At 59.1% G+C, this 18646-nt stretch carries 18 protein-coding genes; 11 read left to right on the top strand and 7 right to left on the bottom strand.

Going from position 1 to position 18646, the window contains the following annotated elements; all coding sequences use genetic code 11:
* Positions 1-236: 236 nt before the first annotated feature.
* Together ACP7BN_RS13095 and ACP7BN_RS13090 are read left to right on the top strand one after the other, a co-directional pair.
* Positions 237-665, top strand: a complete 429-nt coding sequence (locus ACP7BN_RS13095; RefSeq protein ID WP_426204606.1) for a DUF4160 domain-containing protein — start codon at positions 237-239, stop codon at positions 663-665.
* On the top strand, positions 662-1108 hold the full coding sequence (locus tag ACP7BN_RS13090) for a DUF2442 domain-containing protein (protein WP_426204604.1): 447 nt from the start codon (positions 662-664) through the stop codon (positions 1106-1108). The genes ACP7BN_RS13095 and ACP7BN_RS13090 overlap by 4 nt, the downstream gene beginning before the upstream one ends.
* 52 nt (positions 1109-1160) lie before the next feature.
* Here ACP7BN_RS13090 and trmA read toward each other — a convergent pair whose 3' ends face one another.
* Both trmA and ACP7BN_RS13080 read right to left on the bottom strand, forming a co-directional pair.
* A complete protein-coding gene (gene trmA / locus ACP7BN_RS13085; protein WP_426204602.1) occupies positions 1161-2240 on the bottom strand; it encodes a tRNA (uridine(54)-C5)-methyltransferase TrmA in 1080 nt (359 codons plus the stop codon).
* Positions 2237-3532, bottom strand: coding sequence for an NCS2 family permease (locus tag ACP7BN_RS13080; protein WP_426204600.1), 1296 nt, complete (start codon positions 3530-3532; stop codon positions 2237-2239). The genes trmA and ACP7BN_RS13080 overlap by 4 nt, the downstream gene beginning before the upstream one ends.
* Before the next feature lie 220 nt (positions 3533-3752).
* Here ACP7BN_RS13080 and ACP7BN_RS13075 point away from each other — a divergent pair, with 220 nt between their 5' ends.
* Both ACP7BN_RS13075 and ACP7BN_RS13070 read left to right on the top strand, forming a co-directional pair.
* Complete coding sequence (locus ACP7BN_RS13075; RefSeq protein WP_426204598.1) at positions 3753-4202, top strand: DUF4879 domain-containing protein; 450 nt, start codon at positions 3753-3755, stop codon at positions 4200-4202.
* Between the two features lie 67 nt (positions 4203-4269).
* A complete protein-coding gene (locus ACP7BN_RS13070; RefSeq protein WP_426204596.1) occupies positions 4270-4821 on the top strand; it encodes a DJ-1 family glyoxalase III in 552 nt (183 codons plus the stop codon).
* A gap of 7 nt (positions 4822-4828) precedes the next feature.
* Here ACP7BN_RS13070 and ACP7BN_RS13065 read toward each other — a convergent pair whose 3' ends face one another.
* The gene (locus tag ACP7BN_RS13065) at positions 4829-6067 is read right to left on the bottom strand and encodes an MFS transporter (RefSeq protein WP_426204593.1); all 1239 of its coding nucleotides are present in this window, start codon (positions 6065-6067) and stop codon (positions 4829-4831) included.
* 405 nt (positions 6068-6472) lie between these two features.
* On the opposite strand from ACP7BN_RS13065, the gene ACP7BN_RS13060 reads away from it, so the two are divergent.
* The 3 genes from ACP7BN_RS13060 to ACP7BN_RS13050 all read left to right on the top strand — a co-directional run bounded on the left by ACP7BN_RS13060 (position 6473) and on the right by ACP7BN_RS13050 (position 9169).
* A complete protein-coding gene (locus ACP7BN_RS13060; RefSeq protein WP_420648478.1) occupies positions 6473-7915 on the top strand; it encodes a cytochrome ubiquinol oxidase subunit I in 1443 nt (480 codons plus the stop codon).
* Positions 7916-7918: 3 nt separating this feature from the next.
* Positions 7919-8926, top strand: coding sequence for a cytochrome d ubiquinol oxidase subunit II (cydB, locus tag ACP7BN_RS13055; protein WP_420648477.1), 1008 nt, complete (start codon positions 7919-7921; stop codon positions 8924-8926).
* Positions 8927-9001: 75 nt separating this feature from the next.
* Entirely contained in the window at positions 9002-9169 is a 168-nt protein-coding gene (locus ACP7BN_RS13050) for a DUF2474 domain-containing protein (protein ID WP_420648476.1), read from the top strand.
* Between the two features lie 40 nt (positions 9170-9209).
* Here the strand turns inward: ACP7BN_RS13050 and ACP7BN_RS13045 are convergent, their stop codons facing one another.
* Both ACP7BN_RS13045 and ACP7BN_RS13040 read right to left on the bottom strand, forming a co-directional pair.
* Complete coding sequence (locus tag ACP7BN_RS13045; protein WP_426204591.1) at positions 9210-10334, bottom strand: methyltransferase; 1125 nt, start codon at positions 10332-10334, stop codon at positions 9210-9212.
* Positions 10335-10504: 170 nt separating this feature from the next.
* Complete coding sequence (locus ACP7BN_RS13040) at positions 10505-11215, bottom strand: helix-turn-helix transcriptional regulator (RefSeq protein ID WP_426204589.1); 711 nt, start codon at positions 11213-11215, stop codon at positions 10505-10507.
* A 300-nt stretch (positions 11216-11515) separates the two neighbouring features.
* On the opposite strand from ACP7BN_RS13040, the gene ACP7BN_RS13035 reads away from it, so the two are divergent.
* The gene (locus ACP7BN_RS13035; protein ID WP_426204587.1) at positions 11516-12292 is read left to right on the top strand and encodes a ferredoxin--NADP reductase; all 777 of its coding nucleotides are present in this window, start codon (positions 11516-11518) and stop codon (positions 12290-12292) included.
* 32 nt (positions 12293-12324) lie between these two features.
* Here the strand turns inward: ACP7BN_RS13035 and mscL are convergent, their stop codons facing one another.
* A complete protein-coding gene (gene mscL, locus ACP7BN_RS13030; protein WP_426204585.1) occupies positions 12325-12750 on the bottom strand; it encodes a large-conductance mechanosensitive channel protein MscL in 426 nt (141 codons plus the stop codon).
* A 283-nt stretch (positions 12751-13033) separates the two neighbouring features.
* Here mscL and ACP7BN_RS13025 point away from each other — a divergent pair, with 283 nt between their 5' ends.
* Positions 13034-14575, top strand: coding sequence for a catalase (locus tag ACP7BN_RS13025; protein ID WP_426204583.1), 1542 nt, complete (start codon positions 13034-13036; stop codon positions 14573-14575).
* Between the two features lie 105 nt (positions 14576-14680).
* Complete coding sequence (gene radA / locus ACP7BN_RS13020) at positions 14681-16048, top strand: DNA repair protein RadA (RefSeq protein WP_420648470.1); 1368 nt, start codon at positions 14681-14683, stop codon at positions 16046-16048.
* A gap of 7 nt (positions 16049-16055) precedes the next feature.
* On the opposite strand, the gene ACP7BN_RS13015 is transcribed toward radA, so the two are convergent.
* Positions 16056-16424: a PilZ domain-containing protein gene (locus ACP7BN_RS13015; RefSeq protein ID WP_426204581.1), complete on the bottom strand. Its 369-nt coding sequence runs from the start codon at positions 16422-16424 to the stop codon at positions 16056-16058.
* A 140-nt stretch (positions 16425-16564) separates the two neighbouring features.
* On the opposite strand from ACP7BN_RS13015, the gene ACP7BN_RS13010 reads away from it, so the two are divergent.
* Positions 16565-18631, top strand: a complete 2067-nt coding sequence (locus ACP7BN_RS13010; protein WP_420648468.1) for a carbon starvation CstA family protein — start codon at positions 16565-16567, stop codon at positions 18629-18631.
* Positions 18632-18646 lie beyond the last annotated feature (15 nt).

Raw genomic sequence — 18646 nt, 5'->3', positions numbered from 1 at the left:
TAAATTGTACTAGCCGGTTACTTTAAGCAATTGCTCAGCGGTCGGCGCTGCGTTTTGTGTTCGATGATCGAACATCACCGAGGTGGCGAAAGGATTGGTTACGGTTTTGCGCGCGGCTTTTCTGCTTCCCGCACTAGGCTCGGAACCTGGCGGCCATTTCAGGCATTGGCGCCGATGGTCGGATTTGTCAGGGAACGGCAAATCGACAAACTCTTTAACCTAACGGATGGGTTAGCATGAAAGTGTGTGGTTACAAAGGATTGTCATTGGTGATCATGTTGCGCGACGAGCACTGCCCGCCCCATGCCCATGTGGATGCCGGCGCATGGAGCGCGCGGTTCAAATTCAGCTTCTGGCACAACGGCGTCGAATTGTGGGATGTGATTCCGCTGTCGCGGCGGCCGCCGGTTGCGGTACTCGAAGGGCTGCGCCAGGCGTTGCGGCAAACGGATCATCTGCGCCGCGCGCGTGGGATCTGGTGGAGTCGTTTACGTACGGCGTGCCTCGACAATCAATGGTGGGACGAGCAGGCGAACGAAGTCGCGGTACTGCGGCAAGTGACCAGCACGACGTTCAGAATCGCTTCGGCGTATTACGAACCTGAAGTGAACAAAACCCTGCTCGCGCTGGTTGGCGCTCAGGAAGGCATAGAGATCGAATTATGAAAACAGTCAAGGCCGGGTTGCAGGCGGACCGACCGGTTACGCAAAACCGCCTCGACGAGGCTGTCGATCGTGGCGGCGTGCGTCGGCGCAGCAGCTTGCAAGCCGTGTCAGTGAGCTTTCACCCGCCGTGTCTGGTGATCCATTTCGAAGACGACAGCGGTGTACTGCTGCCGGTGAATCTGTATCCGGAATTGGCTGATTTCCAGCCGGAAGATTTTGCCGGAGTGAAACTCGGTTTCGCCGGCACCGCCCTGTGCCATGACGCTAAGGATCTGCAGATTTCCATCGCCGGGATGATTTCGGCCAGTCAGCCATTGATGTCGATGGCGGCGTCGGTAATCGCCTCGCGCAACGGTCGCCAGAGCAGCACCGCCAAGGCTGAGGCCGCACGCGCCAATGGCAAGAAGGGCGGGCGCCCGCGCAAGGTTGATCCTGCATTGTGAGCGCACAAAAAAGCCGTCAATCACGACGGCTTTGTTGTGTCAGGCGTTGCAATCAACGCCGGGTCAGCATCACGCCGGATTCCATGTGGTGCGTCCACGGGAACTGATCGAACAGCGCACAGCTGGAAATGCGATGCGTGTCGTGCAACTGGGCGATGTTGGCCGCGAGAGTTTCCGGGTTGCAGGAGATGTACAGGATGTTGTCGAAACGCCGCGTCAGCTCGCAGGTGTCCGGGTCCATGCCGGCACGTGGCGGGTCGACGAACACGCTACCGAATTCGTAGCTTTTCAGGTCGATGCCGTGCAGGCGACGGAACGGACGCACTTCGTTCAGTGCTTCGGTCAACTCTTCGGCGGACAGGCGCACCAGGGTGACGTTATCCACAGCGTTTTCGCTGAGGTTGCTCAGCGCCGCGTTGACCGAAGTCTTGCTGATTTCGGTGGCCAGCACTTTGCGCACGCGGGTAGCCAGTGGCAGGGTGAAGTTGCCGTTGCCGCAATACAGCTCGAGCAAATCGTCAGTACGATCGCCCAGCGCTTCGTATGCCCAGTTGAGCATCTTCTGGTTCACCGTGCCGTTGGGCTGGGTGAACGCGCCTTCCGGCTGGCGGTAGCTGAAAGTACGCCCGCCGACTTCAAGTTTTTCGACCACGTAATCCAGGCCGAGCACTTCGCGTTTGCCCTTCGAGCGACCAATGATGCTCACGCCGAGATCCGCCGCCAGTTTGCTCGCTGCCGTGTGCCAGTGAGCGTCCAGCGGACGGTGATAGCACAGCGTGATCATCGCGTCGCCGGCCAGCGTGGTCAGGAACTCCACCTGAAACAGCTTATGGCTCAGCGCTGCATTGGCCTGCCACGCGGCTTTCAATTGCGGCATCAACTGGTTGATGCGCAGGCTGGCGATCGGGAACTCTTCGATCAGGATCGGCGTGCGTTTGTCGTCTTGCGCGAACATCGCGTAGTGACGCTCACCACCTTCGCGCCACAGGCGGAATTCGGCGCGCAGGCGGAAGTTCTGCAACGGCGAGTCAAATACGGTCGGCTCGGGCGCATCGAACGGGGCCAGCAGGTCACGCAGGCGCGTGACCTTGTCTTCGAGCTGTGCGGCGTAGGCCTGGGAATCAAAAGTCATGCGTTGAACCAACCCAACTTGATCACGAACAGAATCGACAGAATCACCAGCGCCGGGTTCAGCTCACGGCCGCGGCCGGACAGCAGCTTGATGCCGGTCCAGGCGATGAAACCAAACGCGATGCCGTTGGCGATGGAATAGGTGAATGGCATCGCCAGCGCGGTGACCACCACGGGCGCGGCAACGGTAATGTCGTCCCAGTCTATTTCTGCCAGGCCGGAAGTCATCAGCACGGCGACGAACAGCAGGGCCGGGGCAGTCGCGAATGCCGGAACGCTAGAGGCCAATGGCGAGAAGAACAGCGCCAGCAGGAACAGAATCGCCACCACTACCGCGGTCAGGCCCGTGCGGCCCCCGGCACTCACGCCAGCGGCGGATTCGATGTAGCTGGTAGTAGTCGAGGTGCCCAGCAGGGAACCCGCCATTGCCGCAGTACTGTCAGCGATCAGGGCACGGCCCATTTTCGGCATGTGGCCGTCCTTGCCCATCAGGCCGGCGCGTTTGGCGACGCCGATCAAGGTGCCGGAGTTGTCGAACAGGTCGACGAACAGGAAGGCGAAAATCACGCTGACCAGACCGATGTCCAGTGCGCCTTTGATGTCCAGTTGCATGAAGGTCGGGGCCAGCGATGGCGGCATCGAGGTCACGCCGGCAAACGGCGTGAAGCCGAGCGCGATCGAGACGATGGTCACCGCGAGGATGCCGATCAGCACTGCGCCGCGTACTTTCAACGCTTCAAGGGCAACGATCAGCGCGAAACCGAGGGTAGCGAGGATCGGCGCCGGTTGTTTCAGGTCGCCGAGGCCGACCATGGTCGCCTGGTTACTGACCACGATACCGGCGTTATGCAGGGCGATCAGCGCGAGGAACAAGCCGATACCGGCGGCAATCGCCGAGCGCAGCGGCAGCGGAATGCTGTTGATGATCCATTCACGGATGCGAAAGATCGACAGCAGGAAGAAGCACACCGCCGAAATGAACACCGCGCCCAGCGCCACTTGCCAGGTGTGGCCCATGTGCAGCACCACGGTGTAAGTGAAGAACGCATTCAGGCCCATACCCGGCGCGAGGGCGATCGGGTAATTGGCGATCAGGCCCATGACCGTCGAGCCAATGGCGGCTGCCAGACAGGTGGCGACGAACACCGCACCTTTGTCCATGCCGGTCTCGCCGAGAATGCTCGGGTTGACGAACAGAATGTAGGCCATGGCCAAGAAGGTCGTGACGCCCGCCAGAATCTCGGTGCGCACGTTGGTGTTGTGTGCCTTGAGTTGAAACAGCCTTTCCAGCATGTCTGCTCCCCGTGGCGCGCGTGGCGCCGTGAATGTATCGACCTCAACAGCAAAGCACAGACCGTCGGATGCGCCTGGGATTTTTGCTGGGCCGGAAAAAGCCGCGCATCATACCAGCAGCGTGAGCAATTGGGCGGATGTTGGAGGCGATCGTCGGCGAAGTTTTGCCTCGCGGCCAACTGCGCCATACTGCGCGCTGATTTTTCGGGGGATCGATTGCATGAACAAGGGTTGGATGAAGGCTTGCGGGCTGATGATATCGCTGCTGAGCGGGGTGCCGGCAGCATTTGCGGCGTCGGCACCGCCGCTGTCAGAGGTCAAAGTGATCAAGGTGCAATCGGCCTCCTGCGGGCTGGAAGACATTAGCGACGGTCAGGCGCAGACCGGTTGCAATCACGGCGGGTCGAGCATCAAGGTGTATGTGCTGGAAATCGGCTACGGACAGAATCAACCGCAAGCCACACTGGATGGTTTTGAAGTCAACGGCAGCCGCAGCCCGGTCTGTGCCTTCGATAACGGTAATCTGACCGAGTGCTCGCCGGGCCGCAAAACCGTCGGCTCTCTATATAGCTTCGATCTGGCGGGGAAGCAGCAGGGCACGTTTACCTTCAGCAACACCTCGATCAACGCCCCGCGCAACACTTTGTCTACCCAGCTTTACATCAAGTAACGCCTCGCACCGAACGGTGCGCGGCAAAGCTGACTACGCTTTAAAGATCACTCAGCGGATAGCGCCCATGACCTTTAGAGCTCTGATCACCCTCGCCGAGGGCATCGATGATCTGCAAAGCGTGACCCTGATCGATGTGTTGCGCCGCGCCGGCATCGAAGTGCTGGCGGCGAGCATCGAAGGCCGACGCATGCTGACTTGCGCCCGTGGTACCCGAATCACCGCCGATGGCATGCTGGTCGATGTGCTGGCGCAGACGTTCGACCTGATCGTCCTGCCCGGCGGTGCCGTCGGTGCGCAACACTTGGCGGCGCATCAACCCCTGCAACAACTGCTCAAGGATCAAGCCAGCGCCGGCCGACTGTTTGCCGCCATCGCCGAAGCCCCGGCGGTAGCACTGCAATCCTTCGGCGTACTGCGTCAGCGACGCATGACCTGCCTGCCCAGCGCGAGCCATCAGCTGTCCGGTTGTACGTTTGTTGATCAACCGGTGGTAGTCGACGGCAATTGCATCACCGCCCAAGGCTCAGGCGCCGCGCTGGCGTTTGCGCTGACGCTGGTCGAGCAACTGTCGGGTAAAGCCGTCAGAGCGAAAGTGGCGGGGGAGTTGTTGGCCTGAATGACGCTCAGACCTTCACCTCTTCCACCGGCACATGCATCCGGTCGCGGTTGGCCAGTGTCGGGAACAGTTTGATCCATGTCCCCGTCACCAGCAGCGTGCCGATCCCGCCCATGACTACCGCCGGCACAGTGCCGAACCAATGGGCGGTGACGCCGGATTCGAATTCGCCCAGCTGGTTCGAGGCGCCTATGAACAGGCCGTTGACCGCGCTGACGCGGCCACGCATTTCGTCCGGGGTTTCCAGTTGCACGAAGGAGGCGCGGATGACCATGCTGATCATGTCCGCCGCGCCGAGCACCACCAGCACCGCCAGCGAAAACCAGAACGAGGTCGACAGGCCGAAGGCAATGGTCGCGACGCCGAATATGCCGACTGCGGTAAACATCACCCGGCCAACGTTGCGCTCCACGGCAAATCGCGCCAGATACAGTGACATCAGCAACGCGCCGACCGCGGGTGCCGAGCGCAGCAGGCCCAGGCCCCACGGCCCGGTCAACAGAATGTCTTTGGCGAACACCGGCAACAGCGCCGTTGCGCCGCCGAGCAGCACCGCGAACAGGTCCAGCGAAATCGCACCGAGGATGTCCGGGCGGCTGCGGATGAAGCGAATTCCGGCCAGCAATGAATCCAGAGTGGCTTTGCCTTTATTCAGCGGCGTCTGTCGCGCAGGCAGGTTGAGCATCAGGGTGCAGGCGATCACATACAGAATGACGGTCGGGCCGTAGACCCAGACGCTGCCGAACGCGTAGAGCAAACCGCCAAGCGCCGGCGCGACGATGGTTGCTGATTGTTGCGCGGACTGCGCCGCCGCGACCGCCCGAGGAAACAGCGCCGTGGGCACGATGCTCGGCAACAGGGCTTGGGTGGTCGGCATTTCAAACGAACGCGCGGCGCCAAGCAGAAACGCGAGGATGAAGATCATTTCCCGCGTGACATGATCAGTAGCGCTGCCAATCGCCAGCGCCAGGGCGATCAACGCCTGCAACGACTGGCAGATCGCCGCGACCCTGCGTCGGTCATAGCGGTCGGCCACATGCCCGGTGTGCAGCATGAACAGCACGCGCGGGGCAAACTCCACCAGTCCCACCAGTCCCAGATCGAGCACATTGCCGGTCAGTTGGTAGAGATTCCAACCGATCGCCACCGTCAGCATTTGAAAACCGCTGGCAGTAAAAACGCGGGCCATCCAGAACGCCAGGAACGGACGATGGTGACGTAGCAGCAAAGGCTCTTGGCTGGGCATCTGAGGGCGGTTCTTGAGCGAGGAGATTCCCGAGATTATCACCAGAATGTAACGAGAAGTTGCTAGGCGGAAAAATTTAGTTAGCTAGACACCGATATTCCGGCGCTCCCACGGCAATCCCTCACGACAATGTATTGCAGAGCATTGCCGCAGCGCTGAGGCAACCTGTCACGCGGCAAACGACCACAGCAACCGTCGGCAAAAATGGGACTACTCTTTCAACGTTGATTGATCCAGATCAAGGCCCTTAACGGAATTGATCCGGCGGCCAAATGGCCAGACTCCCTGCGTTGCGATGCCTGTAAAAAAAAGAACGAATACAAATTCGCCGCACTCCATATCCGTGGGGGCAGTGGGTGCAGGCCACAAGCCTTGCAGCCGGTATTACCTGACAGAGGAAGACTTATGTTCGGTTTAGAGGCACTAGATCTCGCCCGAATTCAGTTCGCATTCACCATCTCGTTCCACATCCTGTTCCCGGCCATCACCATCGGCCTGGCGAGTTACCTGGCAGTGCTCGAGGGGTTGTGGCTGAAGACGCACAACGACACCTACCGCGACCTCTACCATTTCTGGTCGAAGATCTTTGCCGTCAACTTCGGCATGGGCGTGGTTTCCGGTCTGGTCATGGCCTATCAGTTCGGCACCAACTGGAGCCGCTTCTCGGACTTTGCCGGTTCCGTGACCGGGCCGCTGCTGACCTATGAAGTGCTCACGGCATTCTTCCTTGAGGCCGGGTTCCTGGGGGTAATGTTGTTCGGCTGGAACAAGGTCGGACGCAAGCTGCACTTCTTCGCCACGGTCATGGTCGCCGTCGGCACGCTGATCTCGACGTTCTGGATTCTCGCCTCCAACAGCTGGATGCAGACGCCGCAGGGCTTCGAAATCGTCAACGGTCAGGTGATTCCGACCGACTGGTTCGCGATCATCTTCAACCCGTCATTCCCGTACCGTCTGGCCCACATGGCCACCGCAGCGTTCGTCGCGACGGCGTTCTTCGTCGGTTCGTCGGCGGCCTGGCACTTGCTGCGCGGCAAGGACAATCCGGCGATTCGCACGATGCTGTCGATGGCGATGTGGATGGCGCTGATCGTCGCGCCGATCCAGGCCGTGATCGGTGACTTCCATGGTCTCAACACGCTCAAGCATCAGCCGGCGAAAATCGCCGCGATTGAAGGTCACTGGGAAAACCACGGTGACGAGCCGACGCCGCTGATCCTGTTCGGCTGGCCGGACATGAAGGAAGAGCGCACCAAGTTTGCCGTGGAAATTCCGTACCTCGGCAGCCTGATCCTGACGCACTCGCTGGACAAACAAGTCCCGGCGCTCAAGGAGTTCCCGCCGGAAGACCGGCCAAATTCGACCATCGTGTTCTGGTCGTTCCGGATCATGGTCGGCCTGGGTTTCCTGATGATCTTCACCGGTCTGTGGAGTCTCTGGCTGCGCAAACGCGACAAGCTGTATACCTCGCGACCGTTCCTGTATCTGACGTTGTGGATGGGGCCGTCCGGTCTGATCGCGATCCTCGCCGGCTGGTTCACTACCGAAATCGGTCGTCAGCCGTGGGTGGTCTACGGGCTGATGCGCACGGCGGATGCGTCCTCCAATCACAGCTTCTTGCAGATGAGCATCACGCTGATCATGTTTGTGGTGGTGTACTTCGCGCTGTTCGGTGCCGGTCTGGGTTACATGATGCGTCTGGTGCGCAAAGGGCCGAAGATCGACGAAGGCAAGGAGACCACTGACGGAGGTCCAGGCCAGCAACGCACCCCGGCGCGTCCGTTGTCCGCTGCTGACGACGATGACACCGAGGCTGACAACACCCGCAGCCTGACCAAGGAGATTTGAATCATGGGTATCGATCTTCCGCTGATCTGGGCCGTGATCATCATCTTCGGCATCATGATGTACGTGGTCATGGACGGCTTCGACCTGGGGATCGGGATTCTCTTCCCGTTCATCCCGGGCAAAGTCGACCGTGACGTAATGATGAACACCGTCGCCCCGGTCTGGGACGGCAACGAAACCTGGCTGGTACTGGGTGGCGCGGCGTTGTTTGGGGCATTCCCGCTGGCGTATTCGGTGGTGTTGTCAGCGCTATACCTGCCGCTGATCTTCATGCTGATCGGCCTGATTTTTCGCGGTGTGGCGTTCGAGTTCCGCTTCAAGGCCAAGGACGACAAGCGTCACCTGTGGGACAAGGCGTTCATCGGCGGTTCGGTGGCGGCAACGTTTTTTCAGGGGGTGGCGCTCGGAGCGTTTATCGACGGCTTTCCGGTGGTCAATCGGCAATACGCCGGCGGTTCGCTGGACTGGCTGACGCCGTTCACCCTGTTCTGTGGCGCGGCACTGGTGGTGGCGTATGCCTTGCTCGGCTGCACCTGGTTGATCATGAAAACCGAGGGCAAGCTGCAGGAACAGATGCACAACCTCGCGCGCCCACTGGCCTTCGTGCTGCTGGCGGTGATCGGTGTCGTCAGTATCTGGACGCCGCTGGCGCACACGGACATCGCAGCGCGCTGGTTCACGCTGCCGAATCTGTTCTGGTTCCTGCCGGTGCCGATTCTGGTGCTGGTGACAATGTATGGCTTGATCCGAGCAGTAGCGCGAAATGCCAACTACACGCCGTTCCTGCTGACGCTGGTGCTGATCTTCCTTGGCTACAGCGGACTGGGCATCAGCCTGTGGCCGAACATCGTGCCGCCGTCGATCTCGATCTGGGACGCCGCGGCACCGCCGCAAAGCCAGGGCTTCATGCTGGTCGGCACGCTGTTCATCATCCCGTTCATCCTGGGTTATACCTTCTGGAGCTACTACGTGTTCCGCGGCAAGGTCACCCACGAAGACGGTTATCACTAGAGTTGAATTGTGGGAGCGGGTTCGCCCGCGATGGCGTCGGTTGCGGCGCCATCGATCTACTGAGGATCAAAGCAAATGAACGGCAAACATTCCCTGCACGACATTGAAGAAGCCGAAAAAAAGCCGCTGTGGCAGCGGCTCGGATGGTTGGCGATGATCTGGGTCGGCAGCGTCGGCGCACTTTTCATCGTTGCGAGCCTGATGCGCATGTTCATGAATGCCGCCGGCTTGAGTACGCACTGAAAGAAAAAATCCTCCGCAGGGAGGATTTTTTTTGCCCGACTTATTTACGCGCTTTGAGAATCACGAATTTCGGTGTGGTCGCCACTTGCTCGACACCGCGGAACAGCCGCGCCAGTTTGGTGTGATAACCCAGGTGACGGTTGCCGACAATGTACAGCGCACCGCCGACCACCAGCGCCTCGCGGGCCTGCTGGAACATCCGCCAGGCGAGAAAGTCGCCGACCACTTGCTGCTGATGGAACGGCGGATTGCACAGCACCACGTCCAGCGACTGCGGCTCTTGCCCGGCCAATCCGTCTCCGGCACGCACGATCACTTCACGCTCACCCAGCGCTGCGCGCCAGTTTTCGGCGGCGGATTGCACGGCCATGAACGACTCATCCACCAACGTATATTGAGCGTCCGGGTTTTGCAGCGCACTGGCGATGGCCAGCACGCCGTTGCCGCAGCCGAGGTCGGCGACGCGGGCGGCGCCAAGGTTTTTCGGCAGATGAGGCAGGAATGCGCGAGTGCCGATATCCAATCCTTCGCGGCAGAACACGTTGGCGTGGTTGAGCAGTTCGATCGCAGGTTCGTCGAGGTTGTAGCGCGTCGGATACGGCGAAACGGCTGGCGCTTTGTCTTCAGGCGTGGCAATCAGCAACCGAGCCTTCTTCACCGCCAGCGATGCCTGCACCGGGCCTATGTAACGCTCCAACAGATCACCGGCGGCACGGGGTAAATGTTTGATCATTGCCGCCGCGACCACTTGCGCACCAGGCGCCAACTGGCCTTGCAGGCGAATCAATTGTTCTTCCAGCAGCGCCAGGGTTTTCGGCACGCGGATCAGCACCCGGTCGAACGGGCCATTCAATGGTTCGCTTGCTGCGATGCCTTGTATGGCATCGAATGCATGGCCATTGCGCAGCAGGTTCTTTTCCAGCCCCTGAAAGGCCAGAAACGAGTCGCCGCTGCTGCTCACCTGAACCTTGCCCGCCAGGCTGATGGCCAGAGCGCCGAAACTGTCGTTGAGCACCAGCACCCGCGTATCTGCCGCCGGCTGTTGCTCGGCCAGATGGTTGAGCAGGTATTCATCGGCCGCATCGAAAGCTTGCAGCGGTTCATTCTGCTGGTCGGGCTGGCGGATCAGGTCGAGTTGGGCGAAGGGTGTATCTAGCAAAGGCATGGGGCGGGACTCTGGATAATCAACGGGTGTCCAGCAGCCTCTGGGGCGGCAGAACCATCCGAGTGGACTGCAACGTAAAAGATCACGCCATCACTCAGGAAGGTTGCAGATGTTACGTTTTTTTGGCCCGCATTACCCGGCCGTTTTGCGCTGATTCGCCACGGGCTCTACTAGATAACCCCCATTTTCGAGGCAGCCATCACAGCGGACATCTTGTTGCAAACGTTCAGCTTGCGGATCACGTTCGCCACGTGATATTGCACGGTGCGTTCGGCTTTGGCAGTGATTATCCCGATTTCGTAGGCGGTTTTGCCGATCGCGCATAATTTCAGAATCTCGATTTCACACCTCGACAACCGCACTTGGGGAATCTTCGCTGGCCGGGGAGGGAGGGTACGGGCAACCAGCTCACTCAGATGGTTGGAAATGTAGAACAGGCATCCGAAGTGTTCGTACAGTTCAATCTGGCTCACCTCGCAGTGGGGCCGCACCACGCTGAGCATGCAGCACAGGCCGCTTTCCTCGTGGTGGAATGACTGCGACCAGCCAAATTGCAGGCCTTGGTCCAGCAGCGCGTCCCATAAGCGGGGTGTTTTCGAAAAAGCTTCCTGGCTCCACACGATGGGCAGCATGGACTGATTGCAATGCGCCCTTATCGGGTTGTTTTCGCAATAACTGTCGTCAATCAGCCGGTTCCATCCGAGAGGGAAGTTATTGATATGAAAAGCCTTGAACGACGAATCCTGATGTTGGGAAGTGACTGAAACTCCGCAGTAATTGAAACCGATGTTTTTCGCGAATGTCGCCAGAATCGGGTAGAGCGAATCGATTCCCTTCGCGCGGGTCAGCTGCTTTAGCTGCAACTCCTTCCATTGTTCCATTTCATTAGATCTCCTGATTGTCTCGCGGGGTTGCCGTGCTTGGATCCAATTGCCCGGCACGAAGACGAGTGTAGGATGCTTCCTACAAAATGTTTGAACTTTTTTGTTCTTGAACAGTATCGAAATCTGGAATATCGGAACTTAGTGCAGACGGTCGTTATATTTAGCTAATCATTCAATACAACTTATGTACGGGATGGTTAAAGATTTTTTGATACTAGTGAAAGGCCACTACTGTTTGTCGGTGGTTTAATGGCCGGCAGTGCGCGAGACTGCATTTATTGTTGATGGAGTGACGTAATGACCGCCAGTGCAGAGAAATTCACTCAACAGACGCTGCTTGATGTGCAACCGCTAACCGAGAGCCTGTTCACCTTGCGCACCACGCGCGACCCGGGATTCCGCTTTCGTGCAGGGCAGTTCGCGCGCCTCGGCGTAACTCGAGAGGATGGCAGCACCGTGTGGCGCGCCTATTCGATGGTGTCTTCACCCTTCGACGAGTTTCTCGAGTTTTTTTCCATCGTGGTTCCGGGCGGGGAGTTCACCAGCGAGCTGAGCCGGTTGAAAGTCGACGATAACTTGCTGGTCGAGCGCCAGGCCTTCGGCTATCTGACGCTGGATCGCTTTGTCGATGGTCGCGACCTCTGGCTTTTATCCACAGGCACAGGGGGCGCGCCCTTCCTGTCGATTCTCCAGGATTTTGAAGTCTGGGAAAAATTCGAGCGGATCGTCCTGGTGTACAGCGTGCGCGAAGCGCGGGAACTGGCCTATCTGCAACTGATTGCCGAGCTGACGCAGCGCGATTATCTGGCCGAACATGCGCATAAACTGCAATTCATTCCGACGGTTACCCGTGAGCTTCATCCCGGTGCACTGAACGGGCGGATCACTACGCTGATCGAAAACGGCGAACTGGAGCGCACTGCCAGGTTGCAGCTGACCGCCGCGCATTCGCGGGTGATGCTCTGTGGCAATCCACAGATGATCGATGACACCCGGGCGCTGCTCAAGCAGCGCGGCATGAATCTGAGCCTGAGCCGGCGACCCGGACAGGTAGCGGTAGAAAATTACTGGTAAAAAAAACGGCGCCCCGCAGGCGCCGTTTTCAATTACTGCAGATCACCAGGTCGAGTGTTCTGCGCTTTGAGCAGATCACGGATCTCACCCAGCAGTTCTTCTTCTTTGGTCGGCACCGGTGGCAGAGTCGGGGCCACGGCTTCTTCGCGCTTGAGGCGATTGATGGCTTTGACGCCCATGAAAATCGCGAAGGCGACGATCACGAAGTCGAGTACGGTCTGCAGGAATTTGCCGTAGGCCATCACCACGGCGGGAATATCGCCTTGGGCAGCCTTGAGTGTGATGACCAGATCGCTGAAGTCGACGCCGCCGATCAGCAGCCCGATTGGCGGCATGATCACATCACCGACAAACGACGAAACGATCTTGCCGAACGCCGCACCGATGATGATACCGACGGCCATGTCGACCACATTGCCTTTGACCGCGAAGGCCTTGAACTCGCTAAGCACGCCCATAGTTATTTCCTTGTTACAGATGAGTTTGGTGTGCGCAGTGTAAATCAGCAAAACGCGTCCTGCGCGCAACACCTTCTTACAAAGCACTTTTTATCGACACATCAATCCGCGATTAGTTTGCAAAGTGCCAGCAATCGCGCGCGAAATACTCCGTAAAGCGCTGATCTGGAAGCTATTTTTATCAATCGTCGGGTTTCGATCTTTCTATTTATGTTCTGCGAGCGTGAGCTCTAGCCTCTGTTGGGCGCACCTGGATGCGCTCAATAAAACAGAGGAATCTGATATGAACTCGACTCTTGGGCTGGGAGCTTGCTCCTACGGCCGTACGCTCGGCGTGCTCGCCGCCAGCTTGCTGACCTTCTCCGTGAACGCTGAACCTCTGACCCGCGATAATGGTGCGGCCGTCGGTGATAACCAGAACTCGCAAACCGCCGGCCCTAATGGCCCGGTGCTGCTGCAAGATGTGCAACTGATCCAGAAACTGCAGCGCTTCGACCGCGAACGCATCCCCGAGCGTGTGGTTCACGCGCGCGGGACCGGCGCCCACGGCAGCTTCACCGCAACCAATGATCTGAGCGACCTGAGTAAAGCCAAGGTATTCGCTGTCGGTCAGGTCACTCCAGTGTTCGTGCGCTTTTCCGCCGTTGTACACGGCAACCACTCCCCGGAAACCCTGCGTGATCCGCGCGGCTTCGCCACCAAGTTCTACACCGCTGATGGCAACTGGGACCTGGTTGGCAACAACTTCCCGACGTTCTTCATCCGTGATGCGATCAAGTTTCCGGACATGGTGCATGCATTCAAGCCTGATCCGCGAACTAACCTCGATGATGATTCGCGCCGTTTTGACTTCTTCTCCCACGTGCCGGAAGCCACTCGCACTTTGACCGAGCTGTACTCCAACTCGGGAACGCCAGCCAGTTACCGGGAAATGGATGGCAACAGTGTGCATGCCTATAAGTTGATAAACGCCAAAGGCGAAGTCACTTATGTCAAGTTTCACTGGAAGAGTCAGCAGGGAATTAAAAACCTGACTCCGAAACAAGTTTCAGAGGTTCAAGGAAAAGATTACAGCCATATGACCAATGACTTGGTGACGAACATTAACCAAGGCAATTTCCCTAAGTGGGACTTGTACATCCAGGTGATGAAACCGCAAGACTTGTCCAAGTTTGATTTCGATCCATTGGACGCCACCAAGATATGGCCGGGTATCCCGGAACGTAAAGTTGGACAAATGGTGTTGAACCGAAATCCGGCGAATGTATTCCAGGAAACCGAGCAAGTTGCCATGGCGCCATCTAATGTCGTGCCGGGTATCGAGCCTTCGGAAGACCGGTTATTGCAAGGTCGGATCTTCTCGTACGCCGATACGCAGATGTATCGCCTGGGTGCCAATGCGCTGCAACTGCCAGTCAACGCGCCTAAAGTCGCCGTCAACAATGGCAATCAGGATGGCGCGATGAACGCTGGCGCCAGCACCTCTGGTGTGAACTACCAGCCAAGTCGCCTGCAACCGCGCGAAGAAACGCAAAGTGCCCGCTACGGTAAGTCGGCGCTGCAAGGCAGCACCCAGCAGGCGAAGATCCAGCGCGAGCAGAACTTCAAACAGGCCGGGGATCTGTATCGCTCGCTAAGCAAAAGCGAACGTCAGGATCTGATCGACAGCTTCGGTGGCTCGCTGGCGGGTGCCGATGACGAGAGCAAGCACATCATTCTGTCCTTCCTTTATAAGGCCGATCCGGAATACGGCAGCGGTGTGACCAAGGTCGCCAAAGGTGATCTCAGTCGCGTCGAGGCGCTGGCAGCCAAACTGGTCGACTGAAAAATCGGGGTCTGAGTCAGACCCCGATTCATCCATAAGTCCATAGTTGTGCCGCACTGATCCACGACAGCTGCGTTATCATCGGCGTTTTTGTCGGGGGTTCTCATGGCCAAGGCCAAGCGCATGTACGGCTGCACCGAGTGCGGCGCAACCTTTCCCAAGTGGGCCGGCCAGTGCGGCGAATGCGGCGCCTGGAATACCCTGACCGAAACCATGGTCGAGAGTGGCGGCGCAGCAGCGCCGAGCGGGCGCACCGGTTGGACCGGGCAGCAGGCGCAGATCAAGACGCTGGCTGAAGTCAGCGTCGAAGAAATCCCGCGTTTTTCCACAGCCTCCAGTGAGCTGGATCGGGTACTCGGCGGCGGACTGGTGGACGGCTCGGTGGTGTTGATCGGTGGTGACCCCGGCATCGGCAAATCGACCATTCTGTTACAGACCCTGTGCAACCTCGCCAAAACCATGCCGGCGCTGTACGTCACCGGCGAAGAATCCCAGCAGCAAGTCGCCATGCGTGCCCGTCGTCTCGGGTTGCCGCAGGACAAACTGCGCGTCATGACTGAAACCTGCATCGAAACCATTATCGCCACGGCGCGCCTGGAAAAGCCCAAGGTGATGGTGATCGACTCGATCCAGACGATTTTCACCGAGCAGCTGCAATCGGCACCGGGTGGCGTCTCTCAAGTTCGCGAAAGTGCGGCATTGCTGGTGCGCTACGCCAAACAGAGTGGTACGGCGATCTTTCTTGTCGGTCACGTCACCAAGGAAGGCGCCTTGGCCGGGCCGCGCGTGCTGGAACACATGGTCGACACCGTGCTGTATTTCGAAGGCGAGTCCGATGGCCGCTTGCGCTTGTTGCGCGCGGTGAAGAACCGTTTCGGCGCGGTCAACGAATTGGGCGTGTTCGGCATGACCGACAAAGGCCTGAAAGAAGTCTCCAACCCTTCGGCGATTTTTCTCACACGCGCTCAGGAAGAAGTCCCGGGCAGCGTGGTGATGGCGACGTGGGAAGGCACGCGGCCGATGCTGGTCGAAGTGCAGGCGTTGGTCGATGACAGTCATCTGGCCAATCCGCGCCGAGTCACCTTGGGCCTGGATCAAAATCGTCTGGCGATGTTGCTGGCGGTGCTGCATCGCCACGGCGGGATTCCGACTCACGATCAGGACGTGTTTCTCAACGTGGTCGGCGGGGTCAAGGTGCTGGAAACCGCCTCCGATCTGGCGTTGATGGCGGCAGTGATGTCCAGCCTGCGCAACCGGCCGTTGCCGCACGATCTGTTGGTGTTCGGCGAAGTCGGGCTGTCCGGCGAAGTGCGTCCGGTGCCGAGCGGCCAGGAGCGTTTGAAAGAAGCCGCGAAACACGGCTTCAAACGCGCCATCGTGCCCAAGGGCAACGCACCGAAAGAAGCGCCGCCGGGTCTGACGATCATCGCCGTGACCCGTCTGGAGCAGGCGCTGGACTCGTTGTTCGAGTAACGCCGCGCTACAGCTGGATCAATGCGCCCAATTCCCGCTCGAGCTCCTGCGGATCGCCCAGATTGAACTCGATCACGCGCCGCAGGCGTTCAATCGATTCGAGGCTGATGTGCTTGCAGACGAAGCCGAGCTGACCATGGTCATCGTGGGTCAGCAGCACGTCCATCTTGATTCCGACCTCGTCGTTGAGATGGATGTCGACCAGAAAATGCCAATCCGGATTGCCCAGCCATGGCTCGGGCTTCTCGATCAACAGCCCCTTGAGCGACAGGTCGATCAGCTTGACCGGCCAGATGAATTCACCCTGACTCAATTCGGTCCGGGCATCGAACGCGATACGTTTGAAGCGGCGACGCTCTGCTGGGTGCTCGCTCATGGCGCTATCCTCACGAAGGTCTGCTGACTATAGACCAACCTTTGAACCGTCTAGACCAATGTCGGGGTATGGCCTTTGGCGCCAGTAGCGCTAAACTCGGGGTGGCTGTCTTTCTTGTCCACCCTGGCTGGAATAAAAAAATGAAAAATAATAATAGCCTGCTACGCCACTTACCCTGGCTGCTGCTGGCAATCGTAGGAGCGTGCGCCTTGGGCGTAGTGGCATTGCGCCGAGGCGAGGCGATCAACGCCTTGTGGATTGTGGTCGCCGCCGTGGCCATTTATCTGGTTGCGTACCGCTATTACAGTCTGTTCATCGCTAACCATGTGATGCAACTCGATCCGCGTCGGGCCACCCCCGCCGTGCTCAACAACGACGGTCTGGACTACGTTCCGACCAACAAACACATTCTGTTCGGTCACCACTTCGCGGCAATTGCCGGCGCAGGGCCTTTGGTCGGCCCGGTACTGGCGGCGCAAATGGGCTATCTGCCCGGTACGCTGTGGCTGATTGCCGGCGTGGTGCTGGCGGGTGCGGTGCAGGACTTCATGGTTCTGTTCATGTCGACCCGGCGCAATGGCCGTTCGCTGGGCGACATGGTGCGTGAAGAAATGGGCCGTGTGCCCGGCACCATCGCGCTGTTTGGCTGCTTCCTGATCATGATCATCATCCTTGCGGTGCTGGCGCTGATCGTGGTCAAAGCTCTGGCCGAAAGTCCGTGGGGCATCTTTACGGTGATGGCGACCATCCCGATCGCGATGTTCATGGGCATTTACATGCGCTACATCCGTCCGGGCCGCATTGGCGAGATCTCGGTGGTCGGCGTGTTGCTGCTGCTGGGTTCGATCTGGCTGGGTGGGCAGATTGCCGCCGATCCGGTCTGGGCCAAGGCGTTCACCTTCACCGGTGTGCAGATTACCTGGATGCTGGTTGGCTACGGTTTTGTGGCCGCTTCGTTGCCGGTATGGCTGATCCTGGCGCCGCGCGACTACCTCTCCACGTTCCTCAAGATCGGTACCATCGTCGCTCTGGCGATCGGCATCCTGGTGACCATGCCCGAGCTGAAAATGCCCGCGCTGACCCAGTTCGTCGACGGCACTGGCCCGGTGTGGAAGGGCGGTCTGTTCCCGTTCCTGTTCATCACCATCGCTTGCGGTGCGGTCTCGGGTTTCCATGCACTGATCTCCTCCGGCACCACGCCGAAGCTGCTGGATAACGAAACCAACGCCCGTTACATCGGTTACGGCGGCATGCTCATGGAGTCGTTCGTGGCGATCATGGCCATGGTCGCCGCTTCGGTGATCGAGCCTGGCGTGTACTTCGCCATGAACAGTCCGGCGGCAGTCGTCGGCAGTGATGTGGTGTCGGTTGCACAAGTGGTCAGCAGTTGGGGCTTCGCGATCACGCCTGAGGCGTTGCAAGCCGTGGCGCACGACATCGGCGAAACCACCATTCTGGCGCGTGCCGGTGGTGCGCCGACGCTGGCGGTCGGTATCGCGCAGATCCTGCACAGTGTCCTGCCGGGTGAAAACACCATGGCGTTCTGGTACCACTTCGCGATCCTGTTTGAAGCGCTGTTCATCCTCACCGCAGTAGACGCCGGTACCCGTGCCGGACGCTTCATGCTGCAGGATCTGCTCGGCTCCTTCGTTCCGGCCCTCAAGCGTACCGAATCCTGGACCGCCAACCTGATCGCCACTGCCGGTTGTGTGGCGATGTGGGGCTGGTTGCTGTATCAGGGCGTGATCGATCCACTGGGCGGTATCAATACCTTGTGGCCGCTGTTCGGTATCTCCAACCAGATGCTGGCCGGTATCGCGCTGATGCTCGCCACCGTGGTCCTGATCAAAATGAAGCGTCAGCGCTACATTTGGGTCACCTTGCTGCCAGCCACCTGGCTGCTGATCTGCACCACGACTGCGGGCTTCATCAAGCTGTTCGACGCCAACCCGGCGATCGGCTTCCTGTCGCTGGCCAAGAAATACAGCGATGCGCTGGCCAATGGTCAGGTGCTGGCTCCGGCAAAAAGCGTAGAACAGATGCAGCACGTGATCTTCAACGCTTACACCAACGCAACGCTGACCGCACTGTTCCTGTTCGTGGTATTCAGCATCCTGTTCTATGCGCTCAAGGTCGGCATCGCCGCCTGGGGCAAAAAAGAGCGTACGGATAAAGAATCGCCATTCCAGGCGCTGCCGGATGCGTAACCAGAGGATTGCAGC

The sequence above is a fragment of the Pseudomonas sp. TWP3-1 genome, assembly GCF_049896625.1.
Taxonomy (GTDB): Bacteria; Pseudomonadota; Gammaproteobacteria; order Pseudomonadales; family Pseudomonadaceae; genus Aquipseudomonas.
The sequence above is the reverse complement of the archived record's forward strand: the minus strand, read 5'-3'. Positions and strand labels throughout refer to the sequence as shown.